We start from the raw sequence: 17,984 nt of genomic DNA on the forward strand, positions 1-17,984 counted from the left end.
CAGGCCTTTTTCGGCGGTGGCGATATGGGAATTGAAAGTCAGGTAGCCAACGGTATTGTTCGGTGCCGGCAAGGTGCGCACATTCTGCACCGGGTTCTCGGTAATGGTGCCGGCAGTCAGGTCAACCGTGCGCGGCGCGCCGCCAAGGTCTTGCACCACAAAACGGTAGGTCTTGCCTGGCACTGGCGAGAACAGGCCTTCATTAAGGGTATCGACATCGTTGCTGTCGGCAACGGCCGCACCATTGATGCTGAGCAGCTGGGTGCCGCGCTGGATACCCTGCAGGGCTGCTGGTGTGCCGGGCTCGATATAGGCCACCACCGCCTTGCGTGGCGGACTGGATGCGAGCAGGGCAGCATGAAAGCCGAAGCCGGCCGATGCGCCCGAAGAGGAGCGCGCATTCCATTCTTCGGTCGGATAAGTGAAGTGGAACTGGTCGCGCGGCTTGCCCGAGGCGGTGAGCTGGCTGCTGCGCTGCGAATTGAAATAGGCGTCCACCACCTCGTAATTGGTCTTGGGCACTACCGAGGAGATCCGGTTGCTGCGCGGATCGACATAGGGCACTGTCGCACCGATGTAGTAGGCCGACGGCGAAACCGATGGCACTTCCCGATACCAGAGATAGGTTTCGTTCACAAACGAGCGTATCCACGCCATTTCGGTGGCCAGCGAGCCCTTGGTATCGCCATAAGGGCGATTGCTCAAAGGATCGATCTGTCCGGCCGGGCGTGGCTGCTCGCACTGCTGCGCCAACGACGTCGAAGAGGGCAGCGTGTCCGGTATGGTGACCGGAATGGTCACCGGCGCATTGATCCGGTCCTCGCGCTCACCAGGGCCTTCGCAACCCGCCAGCCACGAGGCTGCGGCTGCCATGCCTACCCATGTCAAAACCTGCTTCATTGTGTGTTCTCCCTTGCTGCAGACTTGCTGGTGGGGCGCATCAGTCCCGCCAAGCAATCGATATCCTATCCGCACTACCCGAAAAACCGCCTGACAGCTGCGCGGTTCAGAATGGCTTTACCACCACCAGCGCCACGATCCCGAAAAACAGCAAGATCGGCAACTCGTTGAAATAGCGGAACCACACATGGCTGCGCTGGTTACGCCCTGCGGCAAAATCGCGCATGATGCGCCGGCAATACAGGTGATAGGCAATCAGCGCCAATACCAGCGCCAGCTTGGCATGCAGCCAATGACCGCTTACACCATAGCCCAGCCACAACCATAGGCCGAAACCGATTGCCAGATGGGCAAGGCCGGTCATGAAGCGGAACAGCTTGTGCTCCATCAGTGCCAGCTGCGCATGCACCGCCGGCTCGCTACTCATAGCATGATTGACGAACAGGCGCGGCATATAAAACAGGCCGGCCATCCAGCTGGTCATGAATACGATATGCAGGGTTTTTACCCAGAGATAACTCATCAATCTTCCCTAGTCCGCTGAGTGAAAACAGCGGTTTTGTAGCCCGGAATTCATTCCGTCAACATCGCTTAGCCGACTGCAACGCGGCTGCGGCTCACCTATCGGCTTGAAACCCGACCTGGCTTTTGTCGTGATTCTCGCGTCAGTGGCGCCTATGTAGCTTCGCTCTGCACATCGCACGATCAACGCGGCTCTGCCGAATTTCATTCGCCTTGCCGGCAAGGCGGATAAAAACAAAGCCCGATCACTCGATCGGGCCGCGCTTTAAACCTGAACCATATCAAAGTCTTCTTTGCGGGCGCCGCAGTCCGGGCAGGTCCAGTTCATCGGCACATCGTCCCAGCGGGTACCCGGCGCAATGCCGTCTTCCGGGCGTCCGGCGGCCTCGTCATAGATGAAGCCGCAAATCAGGCACATGTATTTTTTCATATCGGTGCGAAGGTAACTTGGGTAATGGGGCTAAAATTCTAACTCATTCGACCCGCCCAGCCTCTTTCCGCATGAATCAATCCCCCCCTATCGTCCTTGTCTTCGCTGGAAACGACCCCTCCGGCGGAGCAGGCCTGTCGGCCGATATCCTGGCGCTATCCGCGCTCGGCTGCCATGCCTTGCCTGTCGTTACCGCCATCACCGTGCAAGATACTGCCGGCATGGAGGAATTCCAGGCAGTCGACCCCGAGCTGGTGTCCGACCAGGCGCGTTTTGTACTGGAAGACATGCAGATCGCCGCCATCAAGGTCGGCGTGGTCGGTAGCCTGGAAAACCTTACGGTGATTGCCGAGATCGCCGCCGATTACCCTGATATTCCGCTGGTACTTGATCCGGTGTTCACCACCGGAGGTGGCGATGAGTTTGCCGGCGAAGAGATGGTCAGCGCCATGCGCGAGCTATTGCTGCCGCATACCACGGTGCTGACGCCGAACAGCCTGGAAGCACGCAAGCTGGCCAGTGATGATGTGGATGAGCAAGAAGCCATGAGCGCCGAAGAGGCGGCCTTGCAGATCCGCAAATACGGCCCGGAATTCGTGCTGGTGACCGGCACCCACGAAAATACGCCCAGCGTGGTCAACAGCCTGTACAACCGCTCTGGCCGCGTGCGTATCGATAACTGGGAACGCCTGCCCGGCAGCTACCACGGCTCGGGCTGCACCCTGGCTTCAGCCGTGGCGGCCTTTATCGCCAATGGCATGGATGTGGCGAGCGCGGTGCGCGAGGCGCAGGATTACACTTGGCAAACCCTGAAAAACGCCTATCGGCCCGGCATGGGACAGTTCCTGCCCGACCGCATGTTCTGGGCCCGCCAAGGGGCTGGTGACACGGCTGCGGCCGAGCCGGGCGACGACAAGGCATGAGGCGGCTGCCGTCTGGACTGTATGCGATCACCCCTGATTGGGCCGACACCGATCGCTTGCTGACCGCCTGCCGGGCAGCGCTGGCGGGTGGCGCGGCAGTCATCCAGTATCGCAACAAGCTGGCTGATGCCGGATTGCGGCGCGAGCAGGCTACCGCCTTGCTTGCCCAGTGCCGGGCAGCGCAGGTGCCGCTGATCATCAACGACCATCTGGATCTGGCGCTGGAAATCGATGCCGATGGTCTGCATCTCGGCGGCGACGACGGCGATCTGGCTAGCGCCCGCGCTGCGCTGGGCCCCGATAAGCTGCTTGGCGCATCTTGCTACAACCGCTTGGCACTGGCCCAGGCTGCGCTGGCGGCCGGCGCTGATCATGTCGGCTTCGGCGCCGCCTTCCCCTCCCCGACCAAGCCGGCGGCGGTGCAGGCATCTGCCGCGCTGTTTGCCGAAGCGCGCCAGGCGCTGTGCTGCCCGATGGTGGCAATTGGCGGCATCACCATCGCCAATGTGGTGACGCTGGTCGAGCTGGGCGTAAGCAATATTGCGGTGATCTCGGCGCTATTTGCCAGCGACGATATCGCCCAGACCGCCCGCGCGTTTGCGCGGCACTTCTCGGTCAGACTGTGATTTTGCGGCGGCGATGGATTGTCCATCGCTCGCCGCTGCTTGCTCGCGCCTCAATCCCCAGCGCGGAATGATCCGATCCCGGAAATCGATTTGCTGACCTTGGCCGGGTGGCCGTAATAGGTGAGCGAGCCGATGCCATCGACCGAGGCAGTCAGCGATTCGCTGGCATGGACATTGATGGCACCCACGCCCTCCAAGCTGACCGTGGCATTGGCCGCCTTGAGCGCCTTCAGGTCCATCGAGCCGGCGCCATCGGCTTGTACGGTGAGGTTCTTTACCTGGCCGCCGGCGGTGAGCAAGCCGGCGCCCTGGTAGGCAATGGTAAAGCTGTCACCCGCCAGGTTATGGAACATCACCTTGCCGGCGCCTTCGCCGGAAAACCGGTTCAAGGTCGGCGTGGTGACGGTAATGCGCAGCTTGCTATTGCTGCCAAAGTGCACGGCATCCTTGCCATTCTTGAAGCGGATCTGCAATTCGCCATTGCTGACGCTGGTTTCCAGCAGAGGCAGGAAGTTATCGTCGCCGCTGATTTTCAGCGAGGTGGCCGCGCCGGCCGTGACATCGAGCACATAAGCGCCTTCGCTGCGAATGGCGGTGAAGTCGCTTACCTGGCGGGTCTGCTCGATGATCTTGCCGCTACCGCGAATTTCCGCAGCCAGGGCAAACGATGAGCAAAGCAGCAAGGTAGTGGCAATCAGGTGGCGCATGGCAGTCTCCGTCAATTAAACATACTTAACGGTATCTTATATTGCTTGCGGTGAATTGCAAGTCCGCCATGCCTGAATCTGGGGTTTTCTCCGTGCTCTCTGCGCCTTTGGGTTGAAAGCCGTTGATGTTGAATTCGCCCTAACCCTGCCAATGCCGGCGCAATAGCGCGTAGAGATCAAAATTGCGCAGCTCACCGCGCACTGGCCGCAGATCATGCAAGCGGCCCTCATGGCGAAAGCCGCATTTTTCCAGCACCCGCCGTGAGGCGGCATTGCTGTCGAGCACATGGGCGTGGATGCGCACCCAGCCCAGCTCGCGAAACGCCCAGTCGCATACCTGCCGGCAGGCGGCTGGGGCGATACCACGGCCCCAGTAGGCGGGCGCGAGATCGTAGGCCAGCTCGCCATGCTGGTACAGCGGCGATACCGTGTGAAAGCCGATAGTGCCGATCAGCCTATCTTCGGCATTGGCAATCGCAAAACGCAGCATGCTCGTCGGTGCGCTGGATTCAAAGCTATCGAACAGCGGCGCCAGATCATCGATGCCAGACAGCTTCCAGCTGGTGTGCTCGATGGCCTGCGGGTCTTGCAGATAGCCATACCAGTCGGCCATGTCGCTACGCGCAATCGGCCGCAGCCGGATGCCGGCAAGATTCAGGATCGGGGTGCTTGCCGGCTGCATGATCAGAAGCCCGACAGCTTGAGGCCGCCCACCAGCGGCTTGCCCTTCTTGGCGCGCTTGCCGACATAGGGCGCCAGATCATTGGCGTCGAAGGTTACGCTCATCGCCCGGCCGCCACGGCCGGTGCCGTTCAGGGTGAGGCTGTTGCCATCGCTGACGGTGATGGCGGTCAGGGTATCGCCTTCGTCCAGCGCCATGGCGATCATGCCGCGACCGCCGCCCGACAGCGCCTTCAGCTCCAGCAGAGGGAAGGCATGCAGGCGGCCGGAGGTGGACAAACAGCACACCAGATTGCCCTCGGCCGGGGTAAACGGCGCCACCTTGAGCAAGGCCTCGCCTTCGTCCAGCGACAGAAAGGCCTTGCCGGCCTTCTGGCGGGTGAGCAGATCCTTGAATTCGCAATGGAAGGCATAGCCGCTGGCGCCGGCGATCAGCAAAGCCTGGTCGGGCTTGCCGGCCAGCAACTGCACGATGCGCGTCTTGGCGGCCAAATCAATGAGCGAGGCGATCGGCACGCCATCGCCTCGGCCACCCGGCAGATTGCCGGCGAGGATGTTGTAAACGCGGCCATCCGAGCCGAATAGCGCCACCGTATCCACCGAGCGGCACTCCAGCGCCGCCAGCAGCTTGTCGCCTTCCTTGAAGCTGATGCTCTGGGTATCGATGCCGTGGCCATTGCGGCTGCGTATCCAGCCTTTTTCACTGAAGATGACGGTGAGCGGCTCGTCGACGACCGCCACCGTCACCATGGCGCGCTCGGTCGCCTCGATCAGGGTGCGGCGCGCATCGCCGAAGGTTTTGGCGTCGTCCTTGATCTCCTTGATGATCTGGCGCTGCATGGCGCCTTCATCGGCCAGCAGGTGTTCCAGCTCGGCCTTTTCATCGCGCAGCTTGGCCAGTTCTTGCTCGATCTTGATGCCTTCAAGGCGGGCCAGCTGGCGCAGGCGGATTTCCAGGATATCGTCAGCCTGCCGCTCGCTCAGTGCAAATGCGGCAATCAGGTCGGCCTTCGGGTCGTCGGCCTGACGGATGATGCGGATCACCTCGTCGATATTCAGGTAGACCAGTAGCCGGCCTTCTAGGATATGGATGCGGTCATCCACCTGGCCGAGTCGATGGGTGGTGCGGCGGCGCACGGTGATAAAGCGGTAGTCGATCCATTCCTGCAGCAGCTGCTTCAGATTCTTTTGCTGCGGCCGGCCATCGAGGCCGATTGCCACCAGATTCAGCGAGGCATTGCCCTCCAGACTGGTGTGGGTGAGCAGCATATTGGCGAATTCGTCGGGATTCTGGGTGCGGCTCTTCGGTTCGAACACCAGGCGCACCGCCACATCCTTGCCCGACTCGTCGCGCACCGTGTCGAGCTGGCTCAGCAGCAACTGCTTGAGCTGTACCTGCTCTTGGGTCAGCGCCTTCTTGCCCTTTTTGATCTTCGGGTTGGTCAGATCTTCGATTTCTTCCAGCACCCGTTGCGAGGACGCATTCGGTGGCAGCTCGGTCACCACCAGCTGCCACTGGCCGCGCGCCAGCTCTTCGATCTTCCAGCGTGCCCGTACCGTCAGGCTGCCACGGCCGCTTTCATAGGCCGACTGGATCTGCTCGCGGCTGGAGATGATCTGGCCGCCACCCGGAAAGTCCGGGCCGCGTATGGTGTCGAGCAGGTCGGCCACTTCCAGGCGCGGATTGCGGATCAGCGCCACCGCCGCTTCCGCCACTTCGCTCAGATTATGCGGCGGCATCTCGGTCGCCATGCCCACGGCGATGCCGGATGCGCCATTGAGCAGCAACATCGGCAAACGCGCCGGCAACAGCTTGGGCTCTTCAAATGCGCCGTCGTAGTTCGGAATGAAATCGACGGTGCCCATATCGATTTCCGACAGCAGCAATTCGGCAATCTTGGTCAGCCGCGCTTCGGTGTAACGCATCGCCGCTGCGCCATCGCCATCGCGCGAGCCGAAATTGCCCTGGCCATCCACCAGCGGGTAGCGCAGCGAAAAATCCTGCGCCATCCGCACCATCGCCTCATAGGCAGAGGAATCGCCATGCGGGTGGAATTTACCCAGCACCTCACCGACTACACGTGCCGACTTCACCGGCTTGGCGACTGCCCCGAGGCCCATCTCGTGCATGGCATACAGGATGCGGCGCTGCACTGGCTTCTGGCCATCGCTCACTTCCGGCAGGGCGCGGCCCTTGACCACCGATACCGCATATTCCAAGTAAGCGCGCTCGGCATAGCGGCCGAGCGGCACCGCATCGGCACCGCTGAAGTCGGTCAGGCTGGGTGGCGGCGGCAAGTCGGCGCTGTTGCCGCTCTGCGGCGTGTCCAGCGCGGGCGTGTCGTCATCGTCAGTCGGCAAGTCGGGAGTGTCATTCATGATGCTTTACGGCGGTCGGAATCAGGCGGGCGATGATGGCAGAAGCGCCGGTCAATGGGTAGCGCTACGCATGATGTTGCTGCCGGGGGGCCGAGGGCAAACACGCGGCGCCGCATCGCGCCATGCATTGCCGGAATATGCCATTCTGCGTACAGCCCGTGCGGCGCGATGCCGGCTCCTCTATTCACCCTATGACCTTGATGCCCATGCAAACACCCGAAGCCATGCTGGACTGGCTGAAAAGCAAACCGACTTTGACTGCGTTATGCGAGGCCAGGCCGGATGTATGGCGCCAGGTGCGCGATGAGCTGGCGCAGCTTGTGGCCCGGCGTGATGCGGCCGAACTGAAGGCAGTGGCCGAGCGCGCCGCACAAGCGGCGCTGCCGCATGAGCGCTTTCTCAGCGGCGAGCGCAGCGGGCGCGCCTTTGCCGCCCAGGTGGAGCAGCTGCTGCGGCAGCGCATGACCGAGCTGGCGATCCGCCAATATGTGTTTTCGGCGGCAACCGGTGTGCGCCAAGGGAAGGTGCGCTTCAATCTGTTCAATGGCCTGATTGCGCAGCGCCTGCTGTTCAAGCGCGATTTCGAGCGCAAACCGGTGTCGCTGCGCTGGTTCCGCTTGGTGTGGCCGCTGCTATGGCAGCGCCGGCGGCTGATGCCGCTGGTGGAGCAGCGCGGCATTTACTGTTTCTTTTCGCGCGAGTTGATCGCCGCGCTGGCGGCACGGCTAGGCCAGCGGCCTGCATTGGAAATCGCCGCGGGCGACGGCACGCTGACGCGCTTTTTGCGCGATGCCGGCGCCATGGTGGATGCCTGCGATGATTACAGCTGGCACAAGCAGCTGGATTATCCCGACTGGGTGCGGCGCATGGACGCGGTTGAGGCCTTGCGCACCCGCTCGCCCGAGGTGGTGATCTGCTGCTGGCCGCCCGCCAACAATCGCTTCGAGCGCCAGGTGTTCCGTACCCGCAGTGTGCAGACCTATATCGTGATCGGCAGTCGCTCGCACTTTGTCACCGGCAATTGGGCCGACTACGAAGCGCAGACCCTGTTTGCCTGTGGCGAGGATGTCGCGCTGAGCAAACTGGCGCTGCCGCCGGAATTGGGCGCGGCGGTGTATGTGTTCGAGCGTATCAGGCAATAAGTGATGCGGTGCTGCTGCGGCTGTCCTTGGTGGCGCGCCACGCTGTTTCGCTGGCTTGCGGGCGGGATATCGTCTCGCTTCGCTTGGCCGTCACCGGGGTGATGGGCTGTTGCTTGGATTGCGCGGCTGACTTGCTGAAACACAGTGGACTGAACATGACTGCCTCCGGCCGGATCGGCGTTTTGATGGAGGCAGCTTAAGGGCCGGCTCGAAGCAGCGTTACCGGCTTGCGATAAAGCGCAGGGCTAGCGGGGTGAAATGCAGATTTGGCGCGCTCAGCCACTTCCGGCGGGCTCGGCGCGCCATGCCGATCGATGATGGATCAGAAGTCATCCTGTGGATTATCGCCCGCTGCCAGCTGGGCCTTGCCGGCTTCCAGCGCGGCAATTCGCGCTTCCAGGGCGGTCAGCGTCTCACGCGTCTTGGCCAGCACCGCCTGCTGAACTTCGAACTCTTCGCGCGTCACCAGATCCAGCTTGGCAAAGGCGGCAGTCAGCACCGCCTTGATGTTCTTCTCGATATCGCGCGCCGGGCCGGTGGCCATTACCTCGGCGATCTTGCCGCTTACCTCGTCGAATAGTCGTTGCGCCAGCATCGCTTGCTCCTTGTTGGATGGTTAATGGCGCAAGTCTAACAAATCGCCATGCGACTCGGCCGCACCAGCATCTCGCTTCGCCCGATTCGAGCGCACTGTTTTGGTGCAAGCTACGGGGGTGGTATTGGTAATAATTCAATAACAGATTGAATCTAAAACAATAAATGCTTTGGCACGACCTGTGCTAAAGCTTTGCAGTCAGCAGTATTTCATTACTTCAAGGAGCGAAGATGAAGTTCGTCAGTGCCATCATCAAGCCGTTCAAGCTTGACGAGGTACGGGAAGCACTGTCCGCCATTGGCGTGCAGGGCGTGACCGTCACCGAGGTCAAGGGATTCGGTCGTCAGAAAGGCCACACCGAGCTGTATCGCGGCGCGGAGTATGTGGTCGATTTTCTGCCCAAGGTAAAGCTCGAGATCGCCGTCAAGGATGATCTGGTAGAGCAGGTGATCGAGGCCATCGAGAAAGCCGCCAATACCGGCAAGATCGGCGACGGCAAGATCTTCGTCTTCGATCTGGAACAGGTCATCCGCATCCGCACCGGTGAAACCGGCGCCGACGCGCTCTAGAGCCAGGAGAATCCACATGAAGAAACTGCTCGCGACACTTGCACTGTTTGGTGCATTGGGCCTGGGCCAAGCCTGGGCGGAGGACGCAGCGGCGGCCAAACCCGCCGAGGCGCCCGCAACATCGGTAGCGGCCAAGCCAGCCGATGCCGCTGCACCGGCTGCCGTAGCGCCGGCAGCAGCAACGCCAGCCACCCCTGCTGCTGCGGCTCCTGCTGTAAGCACCGCGGCCCCTGCCGCTCCGGCGGCCGCGCCAGCACCGGTCCCCAATAAGGGCGACAACACCTGGCTACTGGTGTCGACTGCCCTTGTCATTCTGATGTCGATTCCCGGCCTCGCGCTGTTCTACGGCGGCCTGGTGCGCTCCAAGAATATGCTCAGCATCCTGATGCAGGTATTCGTGGTGTTTTCGCTGATCTCGGTGCTGTGGGTGATCTACGGCTACAGCCTGGCGTTTACCGAGGGTAGCGGCGCGCTCAGTCCGTTTATCGGCTCATTCAAGGACCTGTTCCTCAAGGGCGTCACGCCGGATTCGGTGGCAGCCACCTTCAGCAAGGGCGTGGTGGTTTCCGAGCTGGCCTATGTGGTGTTCCAGGGCGCATTTGCCGCCATCACCTGCGGCCTGATCGTCGGTGCCTTCGCCGAGCGCGCCAAGTTCGCTGCGGTTCTGGCCTTTGTGGTGATCTGGTTCAGCTTTGCCTACCTGCCGATGGCGCATATGGTCTGGTTCTGGCCTGGCCCGGACGCATTCACCAACCAGCAAGCCGCTGATGCTGCGACGCTTACCGGCGGCTGGCTGTGGCAAAAAGGCGCGCTGGACTTCGCCGGCGGCACCGTGGTGCATATCAATGCCGCCATTGCTGGTTTGATCGGTGCCTATTTTGTCGGCAAGCGTGTCGGCTACGGCCGCGAAGCGATGACGCCGCACAGCCTGACCATGACCATGATCGGTTCCTCCTTGCTGTGGTTCGGCTGGTTTGGCTTCAATGCCGGCTCGAATCTGGAAGCGACCGGTGTCGCAGCGCTCGCCTTCGTCAATACCTGGGTGGCAACCGCTCTGGCCGCCTTGGTGTGGATGGGCATCGAGTGGGCGTGGAAGGGTAAGCCTTCGATGCTGGGCGCGGCCTCGGGCGCCGTGGCCGGTCTGGTGGCCATTACCCCGGCTTGCGGCTATGTCGGTGTTGGCGGTGCGATGGTGATTGGTGCACTGGCCGGCGCAGTCTGCCTGTGGGGCGTGCACGGCCTGAAGCGCCTGCTTGGCGCGGACGATGCGCTCGATGTGTTCGGCGTGCATGGCGTTGGTGGCATTCTGGGCGCCCTGCTTACCGGTGTGTTTGCCGATCCATCGCTGGGCGGTGCCGGCATCTACGACTATGTGGCCAATGCGGTGGGCAAGGACTACTCGATTGCCAGCCAGGTGCTGACTCAGGCCAAGGCAGTGGGGACTACGCTGATCTGGTCCGGCCTGGTGTCGGTGATTGCCTACAAGCTGGTCGATCTGACCATCGGCCTGCGCGTACCGGAAGACGAGGAGCGCGAAGGGCTGGATCTGACCAGCCATGGCGAAAAGGCGTACAGCCAGTAAGCCGCAGTGTGATGTAACCAAAAGGCCCGTTGCGACGGGCCTTTTGCTTTATCGGTAGCAGCAATCGCGGTGTTGCTGAGGGTCGGTGGCCGACTACAGCAAATGATCCAGCAGTTCCGGTCCGAATACCTCGCGCTGGATGTGTTGCGGCGCAATGCCATGCGCCAGCAGCGCCTGCCATTGGGCTTGCATGAACGGGATGGGCCCGCACAGGTAGAAGTCGGTATCGGCAGGCACCCCAGCCAGCACCCGCTCCAGCGCCATTCGCCCTGGCTGTGCGTGGTGATCGGTAGCGCCGGCCTGTTCGTAGAAAACATGGGTCTGCAGGCCGGCCAGTCGGTCGCGGGCATTGGCGAGGTCGGCACGCAAGGCGTGGTGCGCGGCCGATTGCGCGGCATGGGCAAATATGATGGGTCGGCTATCACGGCGATCGGCCAGGGTATTGAGCACTGACACCATCGGCGTAATGCCGACGCCGGCCGAGATCAGGGCGATGGGGCGGCCAGCATCCAGATTGGGTGTGAAGTCGCCGAATGGCGCGCCCACGGCAAGGCGGTCGCCCTGCTGGACGTGCTTGTGTAAATGGTTCGACACCATGCCGGCTGGTGTGGCGCCCTCGCCCGCTTCGCGCTTGATGGTCAGGCGCCACCAGTCGCGAGATGGCGCGTCCGACAGGCTGTACTGGCGTATCTGCCGCCGCCCCAGCGCCGCCAGCTCGACAGCAACCGATACATACTGGCCCGGCTTGAAGGCGCCGGGGGATTGGCCATCCGGCGTTTTCAGATAACAGGAAATCACCCCGTCGCATTCCTGCCGGGTTTCCATCACCTGCAATTCACGCATTTCCCCGGTGGCGGCGCCAGATTGCTCGCTGAGCCGCGCTTCGGCCGCGATCAATTCGCCGGCCAGCAGCCAGTAGGCTTCATCCCAGGCTGCCAGCAGCGCCGGGGTGGCGGCGTCGCCGAGGACTTCCCCGATGGCAGCAAGCAGATAGCGGCCAACAATCGGGTAATGCGCCGGGCGTATGCCTACCGACGCATGCTTGTGGGCAATGCGGCTGGCTACCGGCGCCAGCGCATCAGGCTTGTCGATATTGGCGGCATAGGCAAATACGGCGGCGGCCAGCGATTGCTGCTGGCTGCCATTGGCCTGGTTGCCCAGATTGAACAGGTTTTCCAGCTCGGGGTAGGCGGCAAACATGCGCTGATAAAACACCTGGGTAATGGCGAGGCCGTGTTGGCGCAGTACGGGAACGCTTGCTTCGATATAGGGGCGGGCGGACGGAGACAGCATGGGCTTTCCTTTTACTGGTATCAAAAATGCAACTTTTAGGGCGAAGTGAAACGGCTGCCTGTGCTTATGGCCTCGCAACAATGCTGGCGCCACCCAGGCTGGCCTGGCTGGGGATGTGACCGTGTTCATGCATCAACAGCAGGCTCTGTCCGATGCGTTCGGCGCGCGCCAGCCAGGCATTTGCCAGCTCGGGCGGCAGGGAATCGAAAAGTGTCTGCCGGAACAGCGCCAGCCAGTCTGCCAGCAAGGCGGGAGTGAAGCCGCTCTGGGCATGGCGTTGCGCCACCTGATAGCGATAGTCGAGATAGCGCTCGCCGCCCAGCGTTACCCACCAGAAATGGCTCAGATGCTCAAGATGCGCCGGCCAGTCCTCAACCCGGGCGAAGGGGATGGCCAGTCTTGGGTGCTGTCTCACCTGCCGGTAAAAGCGCTCGACCACTGCTGCCACGCCGGCTTTGCCGATTTGTTCTGCAATATCAGGCATGGCTGGCCTCCTGGCGCGCCACGAACTGGCGATGCAGGGTGATGATGGCCTCGCCCGTGCCTTGGGCGCTGACATCGGCCAGCGTGTATTCATCCATCCTGGCGTAGAAGGCGGCGAGGCCGGCATTGAGCGCCGCCTTGAGCAGGCAGCCGCCGCCGAGCGGGCAAGGCGGATTGTGGCAATCGATCAGCTGGGTGGTTTCCTCCAGGCCGCTCAGCACCGCCCCAAGCTTCAGGCTGCTGGCGCTTGCTGCCAGACGCAGCCCGCCATTGCGCCCGCGCGTTGCATTCAGCCAGCCCAGCTTGCCCAGACGGTTGACCACTTTCACCAAGTGGTTGTGCGGCACGGCAAACTGGCTGGCGATTTCGGCAATGGTGACCGGCGCAGTGCGTTCATCCTGATGGCTCAGATACATCAGCACACGCAGGCCAAGGTCGGAAAAGCGGGTGAGCTGCATGACTATCCTTTCAAAGTCGTGACCATGCTAAATAACATGCATTCAATATGCAACTTAAATTCCGAGAACGGGCAGCGCGCCCTGCTTCCTTGCCTGCCCATTTGGCAAGCGGGTGGATGGGGGCGTATCTCGTGCGTCTCCGGCAGGCCGAGCGAAGGCTCGCGCAATCCAATGCCCTGTCTCCGGATAACCAGCCCTGCCGGAACAAGCCGCACATTGCGCCAAATCAGTGCGAAGCCGCATGCGCCTATCTAAGATGGCGCATCTGGTCTTATCGGGAACCGCCATGTTTGAAGCCGCCGAACTGGGACATCGTATCGACAAGGACAGCTACAAGGCGCAGTTGCCGGCGCTGCGCGAGGCGCTGCTCGATGCGCAATACGAGCTGAAGGAAAAGCCGGCGTTTTCGGTGGTGATCCTGATCAATGGCGTGGATGGCGCCGGCAAGGGCGAAACGGTCAATCTGCTCAATGAGTGGATGGATCCGCGCCTGATCGACACCCATGCCTTTGGCGACAGCGGCCACGAGGAATACGCCCAGCCCACCATGTGGCGCTTCTGGCGCGCCCTGCCGGCCAAGGGGCGCATCGGCATCCTGTTCGGCTCCTGGTATACCGCGCCGATTCTGCACCGGGCTACCGGGCAGAGCGGCGCCGGCGAGTTGCAGGCCGCCATCGACGATATCGTGCGCTTTGAGACCATGCTGGCCAATGAAGGCGTGCTGCTGCTGAAGTTCTGGTTCCACCTGGGCAAAAAACAGCAAAAGGCCCGCCTGCAGGCGCTGGAAAAAGACCCGCGTACCCGCTGGCGGGTTGGCGAGGCCGACTGGGAGCACTTCAAGCAATACGATGAATTCCGGGCCGTATCGGAAGAAGTGCTGCTGCGCACCAGCACCGGCCAGGCGCCGTGGGTGGTGGTGGATGGCGAGGACGAACGCTATCGCAGCCTGACCGTGGGCCAGGTCCTGCTGCAGGCGCTGCGCAAGCGCCTGGTCCACCCCGATGGCGACGGCACGCCGGCGATGGCCGCCCCGCTATTGGCGCCGCTCGATGGCATGCGGGTACTGGACCGGCTGGTGCTGGACCAGACTATGAGCAAGCGCGAATACAGCGAGGAACTGGAAAAATGGCAGGGCCGGATCAACGCCCTGAGCCGCGACCCGCGCCTGAGCCAGCGGGCGGTGGTGGCAGTATTCGAAGGCAATGATGCCGCCGGCAAGGGCGGCACCATACGCCGTATTACCGGCGCACTGGATGCGCGCCACTACCATGTGATCCCGATCGCCGCCCCCACCGAGGAAGAGCGCAATCAGCCCTATCTGTGGCGCTTTTGGCGCAAGCTGCCCAAGCGCGGCAAATTCGCCATCTTCGATCGCTCGTGGTACGGCCGGGTGCTGGTGGAGCGGGTGGAAGGCTTTGCGCCGGAGCCGGACTGGATGCGCGCCTATGGCGAGATCAATGACTTCGAGCGCCAGCTCAGCGACGCCGGCGTGATCGTCATCAAGTTCTGGCTGGCCATCGACGCCGACGAACAGCTCAAGCGCTTCCAGGCACGCGAGCAGACTGGTTTCAAGCGCTTCAAGATCACTGAGGAAGACTGGCGCAATCGCGATCGCTGGGATGCCTACCGCGAGGCGGTGCACGATATGGTGGAACGCACCAGCACCCGCGATGCGCCCTGGGTGCTGGTGGAAGCCAATAATAAATACCACGCCCGCATCAAGGTGCTGAAGGCGCTGTGTGAGGTTATCGAGGCGAGGTTGGTTGGGTGAGCGAGGCCTGAAAAAGTTGTTTGCAGAATGGCTGCCGCTGCGGTGACACTGGGTTCCCCCTCTCCCCGGCCCTCCCCCGCGAGGGGGGAGGGAGCACGGCGATTTGCCTTTGCGCAATGCTCCTACATCTCGGCAGTCCAGCATGTTGCGGGCTTTTGCTAACTGGGCCCACTGGTTTGATTGGCGCTTACCGCTTGCGTAGTTCGCTGTCAAAAACTCAGTTTTTCCTTCAGCTCCAGCAAGTTGCGCCGCGAAATTTCCAGGCTCTTGCCGTCATCCAGCACCGCCTTATAGCCAAAGCTCATGGTTTCTTCGATACCGCTCACTTTTTGCAGATTGACCACATGCTGGCGGCTGATGCGAAAGAAAACCTCGGGTGGCAGGCGTGCTTCGATGCTGTTCAGCGACTTCTTTACATAGGCCCATTGCTGATCGAAATACACCTGCACATAGTTCTTGCAGCTTTCCAGATAGCGGATATTTGCCAGCGGCAGCAAATGGCATTTCTCGCCATCCTTGATAAAGATGCGGCTGTTCATGCTTAGCCGATCACCGTCGTCCTGCTTCGCTTCAACCGCGCCGAGCTTGGCAATGGCCATGGCCAGCCGCTCCGGGCTGATCGGCTTGAGCAGGTAATCCACTGTATTGAATTCAAACGAGCGGATGGCGAATTCGGCGTAGGCGGTGGTAAAGATGATGCGCGGCGTGTAATCGAGCTGGCCCAAGAGATCAAAACCACTGCCGCCGGGCAGGTGGATATCGAGAAACAATACCTCGGGTTGATGCTCGGCAATCAAGGCCAGCGCCGCATCGGGCTGCTCGGCGGCGCCGACCACCTCGATGGCGGGAAACTCGCCGAGCATACGTACCAAGCCCTCGCGGGCCAGGCGCGAATCTTCGATCACCAGCGCCTTCACCGCGCCAGCTCCTTGGGCAGCAATAGTTCGACCTCGAACTGCCGGGTATCGCGCGTCACCAGCATCTGCGCGGCCTTGCCGTACAGCAGGGCCAGCCGGCGTTCGATGTTCTGCAGGCCGATGCCGGTACTGGGCGATTCGCTCGCCGGCGCTTCGGGCGCATCATTGCCGACAAACAGCTTGAGCCGGCCATCGCGCTCGCTGACCAGCAGCGCCAGCACGCCGCCGGCCGGCAGCTGCTCCAGGCCGTGCTTGATGGCGTTTTCTACCAAGAGCTGCAATACCATCGGAGGGATCAGGCAGTTACGCAGGGCATCGGGCACATCCAGCGTCAACTCCAGCCGGTTTTCCATCTGGATCTTCATGATGGCGATAAAGCGCTCCACCATCGCCAGCTCTTCCGACAGCGACACCTTGTCGCGCCGGCTCGATTCGAGCGAATAGCGCAGCAATTCCGACAGCGAGGTCATCATGCCATCGGCGGCGCGGCCGTTTTCCTGGAACAGGAAGCGGATATTGTTGAGGGCATTGAACAGGAAATGCGGGTTGAGCTGGCTGGCCAGGGTACTCAGCTGCGCCTCTTTCAGGCTGTTCTGCAGGCGCAGATTGGACAGCTCGGCCTGCCGGGCGCGCTGATTGGCCATGGCGCTGACAAAGATGAAGATCCAGGCGCAGACGAACAGCTGGTTGGACAAGCCATTGCCGACAATCAGCCTGAGCGCATGGTGCAGCGGCTTCCAGCCGGGCAGCTGGGCATGGCTTGCCACAATGCCGGGCCATACCAGCGGCAGGGTAGCGATGAATACGCAGGCGGCAATCAACAGGCCGGCCAGCGTGCCGTAGAGCAGCGACAGCAGGGCCACCCGCCACAGCTCCAGCCGCTCCCAGCCATTGCGCAGATACAGGTAGCGAAAGCCCAGCACACAGCCGGTATAGGGTAGAACCCAGATCAGGGTTGCCAGCGCATCATTGCGCAGGCTGCTGCCCCACATCCAGGCCGACAGCAGCTGGGTGACGACGATCAGCAACATGCCGCAGCCATGCAGCAGCCAGAGTCGGGCATCGCGGGGGAAAAATGCGGGCGGGTCGGTATCGCTCACTGGCGGGGCGCCTCGATAAACAATGCCCCCAGTGTAGTGGTGGCTACGCCATCACTCAAACGGCAAAAAATGGTCTTTATCCCCGTTTTGCACCATCCGGCACCTATTGCGCCGGGGGGCACGCGCGCGCGGCACCATGGCGCCTCATTCTTTTGGGAACGCCGCCATGACCTCTCCTCGCCTGCTTCGCTCTGCACTGTTCATCACCCTGTCGCTGGCTGCCATGGCCGCGCCCAAGCCATCCGGGCTCGATCTGGGCGGTTTCGATCGCTCGGTCAGGGTGCAGGATGATCTATTCACGGCCGTCAACGGCAGCTGGCTGCGCAATACCCCCATTCCGGCTGACCAGCAGGCGGCGTGGGGTGTCGACGCGCCGGCGGTGGCGCGCCAGCGTATCCGCAGCATTGTCGACCAGCTCAGCCTCGGCAAGCACCGGCCCGGATCGGTAGGCCAACAAGTCGGTGATTTCTATGCCAGCTTTATCGATACCGCTTCGCTGGATCGCGCCGGCCTCGCGCCGATTGCACCGCTGCTGTCCGACATCGACGGCATCGACAGCGTGGCCGCCTTGGCAAAGTGGCAGGGCCGCATGCAGGGCATTATCGAGACGCCGATCTTTTTGCAGTTTGTCCTGCCCGACTTCAAAGACCCCGGCATCAATCGCCCCTATTCCGGCCAGGGCGGGCTGGGCCTGCCGGGGCGCGATTACTATCTCGACACCAGCAAGCCGGAATTTGCCAAGGCGCGTGATGCCTATCTGCACTATCTGACTACGCTGGCCGGGCTGGCTGGCGACAAGAACCCGGCCGATGCCGCCAAGCGCGTGCTGGCACTGGAAACCCGCATCGCCGCCCTACAGGTGGCACCAGAGGACGCCCGCGACCCCGGCAAGATGTATAACCCGAT

The 17,984-nt window shown here is 62.1% G+C and carries 19 protein-coding genes and 1 pseudogene; 7 read left to right on the plus strand and 13 right to left on the minus strand.

Going from position 1 to position 17,984, the window contains the following annotated elements:
- The 3 genes from ACE3OH_RS08340 to ACE3OH_RS08350 form a co-directional block, all read right to left on the minus strand.
- A partial coding sequence (locus tag ACE3OH_RS08340; protein ID WP_374350721.1) for a hypothetical protein occupies positions 1–900 on the minus strand: 900 nt, incomplete at its 3' end.
- Between the two features lie 106 nt (positions 901–1,006).
- Complete coding sequence (locus ACE3OH_RS08345) at positions 1,007–1,423, minus strand: CopD family protein (protein ID WP_374350724.1); 417 nt, start codon at positions 1,421–1,423, stop codon at positions 1,007–1,009.
- Positions 1,424–1,687: 264 nt separating this feature from the next.
- The gene (locus ACE3OH_RS08350) at positions 1,688–1,852 is read right to left on the minus strand and encodes a rubredoxin (protein WP_374350726.1); all 165 of its coding nucleotides are present in this window, start codon (positions 1,850–1,852) and stop codon (positions 1,688–1,690) included.
- A gap of 71 nt (positions 1,853–1,923) precedes the next feature.
- Here ACE3OH_RS08350 and ACE3OH_RS08355 point away from each other — a divergent pair, with 71 nt between their 5' ends.
- Positions 1,924–2,775, plus strand: coding sequence for a hydroxymethylpyrimidine/phosphomethylpyrimidine kinase (locus ACE3OH_RS08355; protein WP_374350729.1), 852 nt, complete (start codon positions 1,924–1,926; stop codon positions 2,773–2,775).
- On the plus strand, positions 2,772–3,401 hold the full coding sequence (thiE, locus tag ACE3OH_RS08360) for a thiamine phosphate synthase (RefSeq protein WP_374350732.1): 630 nt from the start codon (positions 2,772–2,774) through the stop codon (positions 3,399–3,401). The genes ACE3OH_RS08355 and thiE overlap by 4 nt, the downstream gene beginning before the upstream one ends.
- 50 nt (positions 3,402–3,451) lie before the next feature.
- Here thiE and ACE3OH_RS08365 read toward each other — a convergent pair whose 3' ends face one another.
- The 3 genes from ACE3OH_RS08365 to parC form a co-directional block, all read right to left on the minus strand.
- Entirely contained in the window at positions 3,452–4,108 is a 657-nt protein-coding gene (locus ACE3OH_RS08365; protein WP_374350734.1) for a head GIN domain-containing protein, read from the minus strand.
- 139 nt (positions 4,109–4,247) lie between these two features.
- Entirely contained in the window at positions 4,248–4,790 is a 543-nt protein-coding gene (locus ACE3OH_RS08370) for a GNAT family N-acetyltransferase (RefSeq protein WP_374350737.1), read from the minus strand.
- Positions 4,791–4,792: 2 nt separating this feature from the next.
- Complete coding sequence (gene parC / locus ACE3OH_RS08375; protein WP_374350740.1) at positions 4,793–7,168, minus strand: DNA topoisomerase IV subunit A; 2,376 nt, start codon at positions 7,166–7,168, stop codon at positions 4,793–4,795.
- Positions 7,169–7,374: 206 nt separating this feature from the next.
- On the opposite strand from parC, the gene ACE3OH_RS08380 reads away from it, so the two are divergent.
- Positions 7,375–8,310 carry a hypothetical protein gene (locus tag ACE3OH_RS08380; protein WP_374350742.1) on the plus strand — a complete coding sequence of 312 codons (936 nt, stop codon included), beginning with the start codon at positions 7,375–7,377 and terminating at the stop codon, positions 8,308–8,310.
- Here ACE3OH_RS08380 and ACE3OH_RS08385 read toward each other — a convergent pair.
- Both ACE3OH_RS08385 and ACE3OH_RS08390 read right to left on the minus strand, forming a co-directional pair.
- Positions 8,300–8,467, minus strand: coding sequence for a hypothetical protein (locus ACE3OH_RS08385; protein ID WP_374350748.1), 168 nt, complete (start codon positions 8,465–8,467; stop codon positions 8,300–8,302). The two genes, ACE3OH_RS08380 and ACE3OH_RS08385, sit on opposite strands and share 11 nt — an antisense overlap.
- A 165-nt stretch (positions 8,468–8,632) precedes the next feature.
- The gene (locus ACE3OH_RS08390) at positions 8,633–8,905 is read right to left on the minus strand and encodes an accessory factor UbiK family protein (protein ID WP_374350751.1); all 273 of its coding nucleotides are present in this window, start codon (positions 8,903–8,905) and stop codon (positions 8,633–8,635) included.
- Positions 8,906–9,135: 230 nt separating this feature from the next.
- Between ACE3OH_RS08390 and glnK the strand changes: the two genes are divergently transcribed.
- Complete coding sequence (gene glnK / locus ACE3OH_RS08395; protein ID WP_374350754.1) at positions 9,136–9,474, plus strand: P-II family nitrogen regulator; 339 nt, start codon at positions 9,136–9,138, stop codon at positions 9,472–9,474.
- 16 nt (positions 9,475–9,490) lie between these two features.
- Entirely contained in the window at positions 9,491–11,056 is a 1,566-nt protein-coding gene (locus ACE3OH_RS08400; RefSeq protein WP_374350757.1) for an ammonium transporter, read from the plus strand.
- Positions 11,057–11,149: 93 nt separating this feature from the next.
- On the opposite strand, the gene ACE3OH_RS08405 is transcribed toward ACE3OH_RS08400, so the two are convergent.
- The 3 genes from ACE3OH_RS08405 to ACE3OH_RS08415 all read right to left on the minus strand — a co-directional run bounded on the left by ACE3OH_RS08405 (position 11,150) and on the right by ACE3OH_RS08415 (position 13,290).
- Positions 11,150–12,349 carry a globin domain-containing protein gene (locus ACE3OH_RS08405; protein ID WP_374350760.1) on the minus strand — a complete coding sequence of 400 codons (1,200 nt, stop codon included), beginning with the start codon at positions 12,347–12,349 and terminating at the stop codon, positions 11,150–11,152.
- Between the two features lie 64 nt (positions 12,350–12,413).
- Complete coding sequence (locus ACE3OH_RS08410; RefSeq protein ID WP_374350763.1) at positions 12,414–12,833, minus strand: group III truncated hemoglobin; 420 nt, start codon at positions 12,831–12,833, stop codon at positions 12,414–12,416.
- The gene (locus ACE3OH_RS08415; protein WP_374350765.1) at positions 12,826–13,290 is read right to left on the minus strand and encodes an Rrf2 family transcriptional regulator; all 465 of its coding nucleotides are present in this window, start codon (positions 13,288–13,290) and stop codon (positions 12,826–12,828) included. Before ACE3OH_RS08415 ends, ACE3OH_RS08410 begins: the two co-directional genes overlap by 8 nt.
- Before the next feature lie 286 nt (positions 13,291–13,576).
- On the opposite strand from ACE3OH_RS08415, the gene pap reads away from it, so the two are divergent.
- Positions 13,577–15,061 carry a polyphosphate:AMP phosphotransferase gene (gene pap, locus ACE3OH_RS08420; RefSeq protein WP_374350768.1) on the plus strand — a complete coding sequence of 495 codons (1,485 nt, stop codon included), beginning with the start codon at positions 13,577–13,579 and terminating at the stop codon, positions 15,059–15,061.
- Positions 15,062–15,270: 209 nt separating this feature from the next.
- Here the strand turns inward: pap and ACE3OH_RS08425 are convergent, their stop codons facing one another.
- Both ACE3OH_RS08425 and ACE3OH_RS08430 read right to left on the minus strand, forming a co-directional pair.
- Positions 15,271–15,978, minus strand: a complete 708-nt coding sequence (locus ACE3OH_RS08425; protein ID WP_374350772.1) for a LytR/AlgR family response regulator transcription factor — start codon at positions 15,976–15,978, stop codon at positions 15,271–15,273.
- On the minus strand, positions 15,975–17,078 hold the full coding sequence (locus ACE3OH_RS08430) for a sensor histidine kinase (protein ID WP_374350774.1): 1,104 nt from the start codon (positions 17,076–17,078) through the stop codon (positions 15,975–15,977). Before ACE3OH_RS08430 ends, ACE3OH_RS08425 begins: the two co-directional genes overlap by 4 nt.
- A gap of 166 nt (positions 17,079–17,244) precedes the next feature.
- On the opposite strand from ACE3OH_RS08430, the pseudogene ACE3OH_RS08435 reads away from it, so the two are divergent.
- Positions 17,245–17,984, plus strand: a pseudogene (locus tag ACE3OH_RS08435) (hypothetical protein); the annotation flags it as partial.

The organism is Chitinimonas sp. (genome assembly GCF_041904975.1).
Classification (GTDB): domain Bacteria; phylum Pseudomonadota; class Gammaproteobacteria; order Burkholderiales; family Chitinimonadaceae; genus Chitinimonas.

Coding starts and splice junctions, on each gene's coding strand:
- ACE3OH_RS08345 (WP_374350724.1), bottom strand. CDS start 1,423: ATGAGTTATCTCTGGGTAAAAACCCTGCATATCGTATTCATGACCAGC.
- ACE3OH_RS08350 (WP_374350726.1), bottom strand. CDS start 1,852: ATGAAAAAATACATGTGCCTGATTTGCGGCTTCATCTATGACGAGGCC.
- ACE3OH_RS08355 (WP_374350729.1), top strand. CDS start 1,924: ATGAATCAATCCCCCCCTATCGTCCTTGTCTTCGCTGGAAACGACCCC.
- thiE (WP_374350732.1), top strand. CDS start 2,772: ATGAGGCGGCTGCCGTCTGGACTGTATGCGATCACCCCTGATTGGGCC.
- ACE3OH_RS08365 (WP_374350734.1), bottom strand. CDS start 4,108: ATGCGCCACCTGATTGCCACTACCTTGCTGCTTTGCTCATCGTTTGCC.
- ACE3OH_RS08370 (WP_374350737.1), bottom strand. CDS start 4,790: ATGCAGCCGGCAAGCACCCCGATCCTGAATCTTGCCGGCATCCGGCTG.
- parC (WP_374350740.1), bottom strand. CDS start 7,168: ATGAATGACACTCCCGACTTGCCGACTGACGATGACGACACGCCCGCG.
- ACE3OH_RS08380 (WP_374350742.1), top strand. CDS start 7,375: ATGCAAACACCCGAAGCCATGCTGGACTGGCTGAAAAGCAAACCGACT.
- ACE3OH_RS08385 (WP_374350748.1), bottom strand. CDS start 8,467: ATGTTCAGTCCACTGTGTTTCAGCAAGTCAGCCGCGCAATCCAAGCAA.
- ACE3OH_RS08390 (WP_374350751.1), bottom strand. CDS start 8,905: ATGCTGGCGCAACGACTATTCGACGAGGTAAGCGGCAAGATCGCCGAG.
- glnK (WP_374350754.1), top strand. CDS start 9,136: ATGAAGTTCGTCAGTGCCATCATCAAGCCGTTCAAGCTTGACGAGGTA.
- ACE3OH_RS08400 (WP_374350757.1), top strand. CDS start 9,491: ATGAAGAAACTGCTCGCGACACTTGCACTGTTTGGTGCATTGGGCCTG.
- ACE3OH_RS08405 (WP_374350760.1), bottom strand. CDS start 12,349: ATGCTGTCTCCGTCCGCCCGCCCCTATATCGAAGCAAGCGTTCCCGTA.
- ACE3OH_RS08410 (WP_374350763.1), bottom strand. CDS start 12,833: ATGCCTGATATTGCAGAACAAATCGGCAAAGCCGGCGTGGCAGCAGTG.
- ACE3OH_RS08415 (WP_374350765.1), bottom strand. CDS start 13,290: ATGCAGCTCACCCGCTTTTCCGACCTTGGCCTGCGTGTGCTGATGTAT.
- pap (WP_374350768.1), top strand. CDS start 13,577: ATGTTTGAAGCCGCCGAACTGGGACATCGTATCGACAAGGACAGCTAC.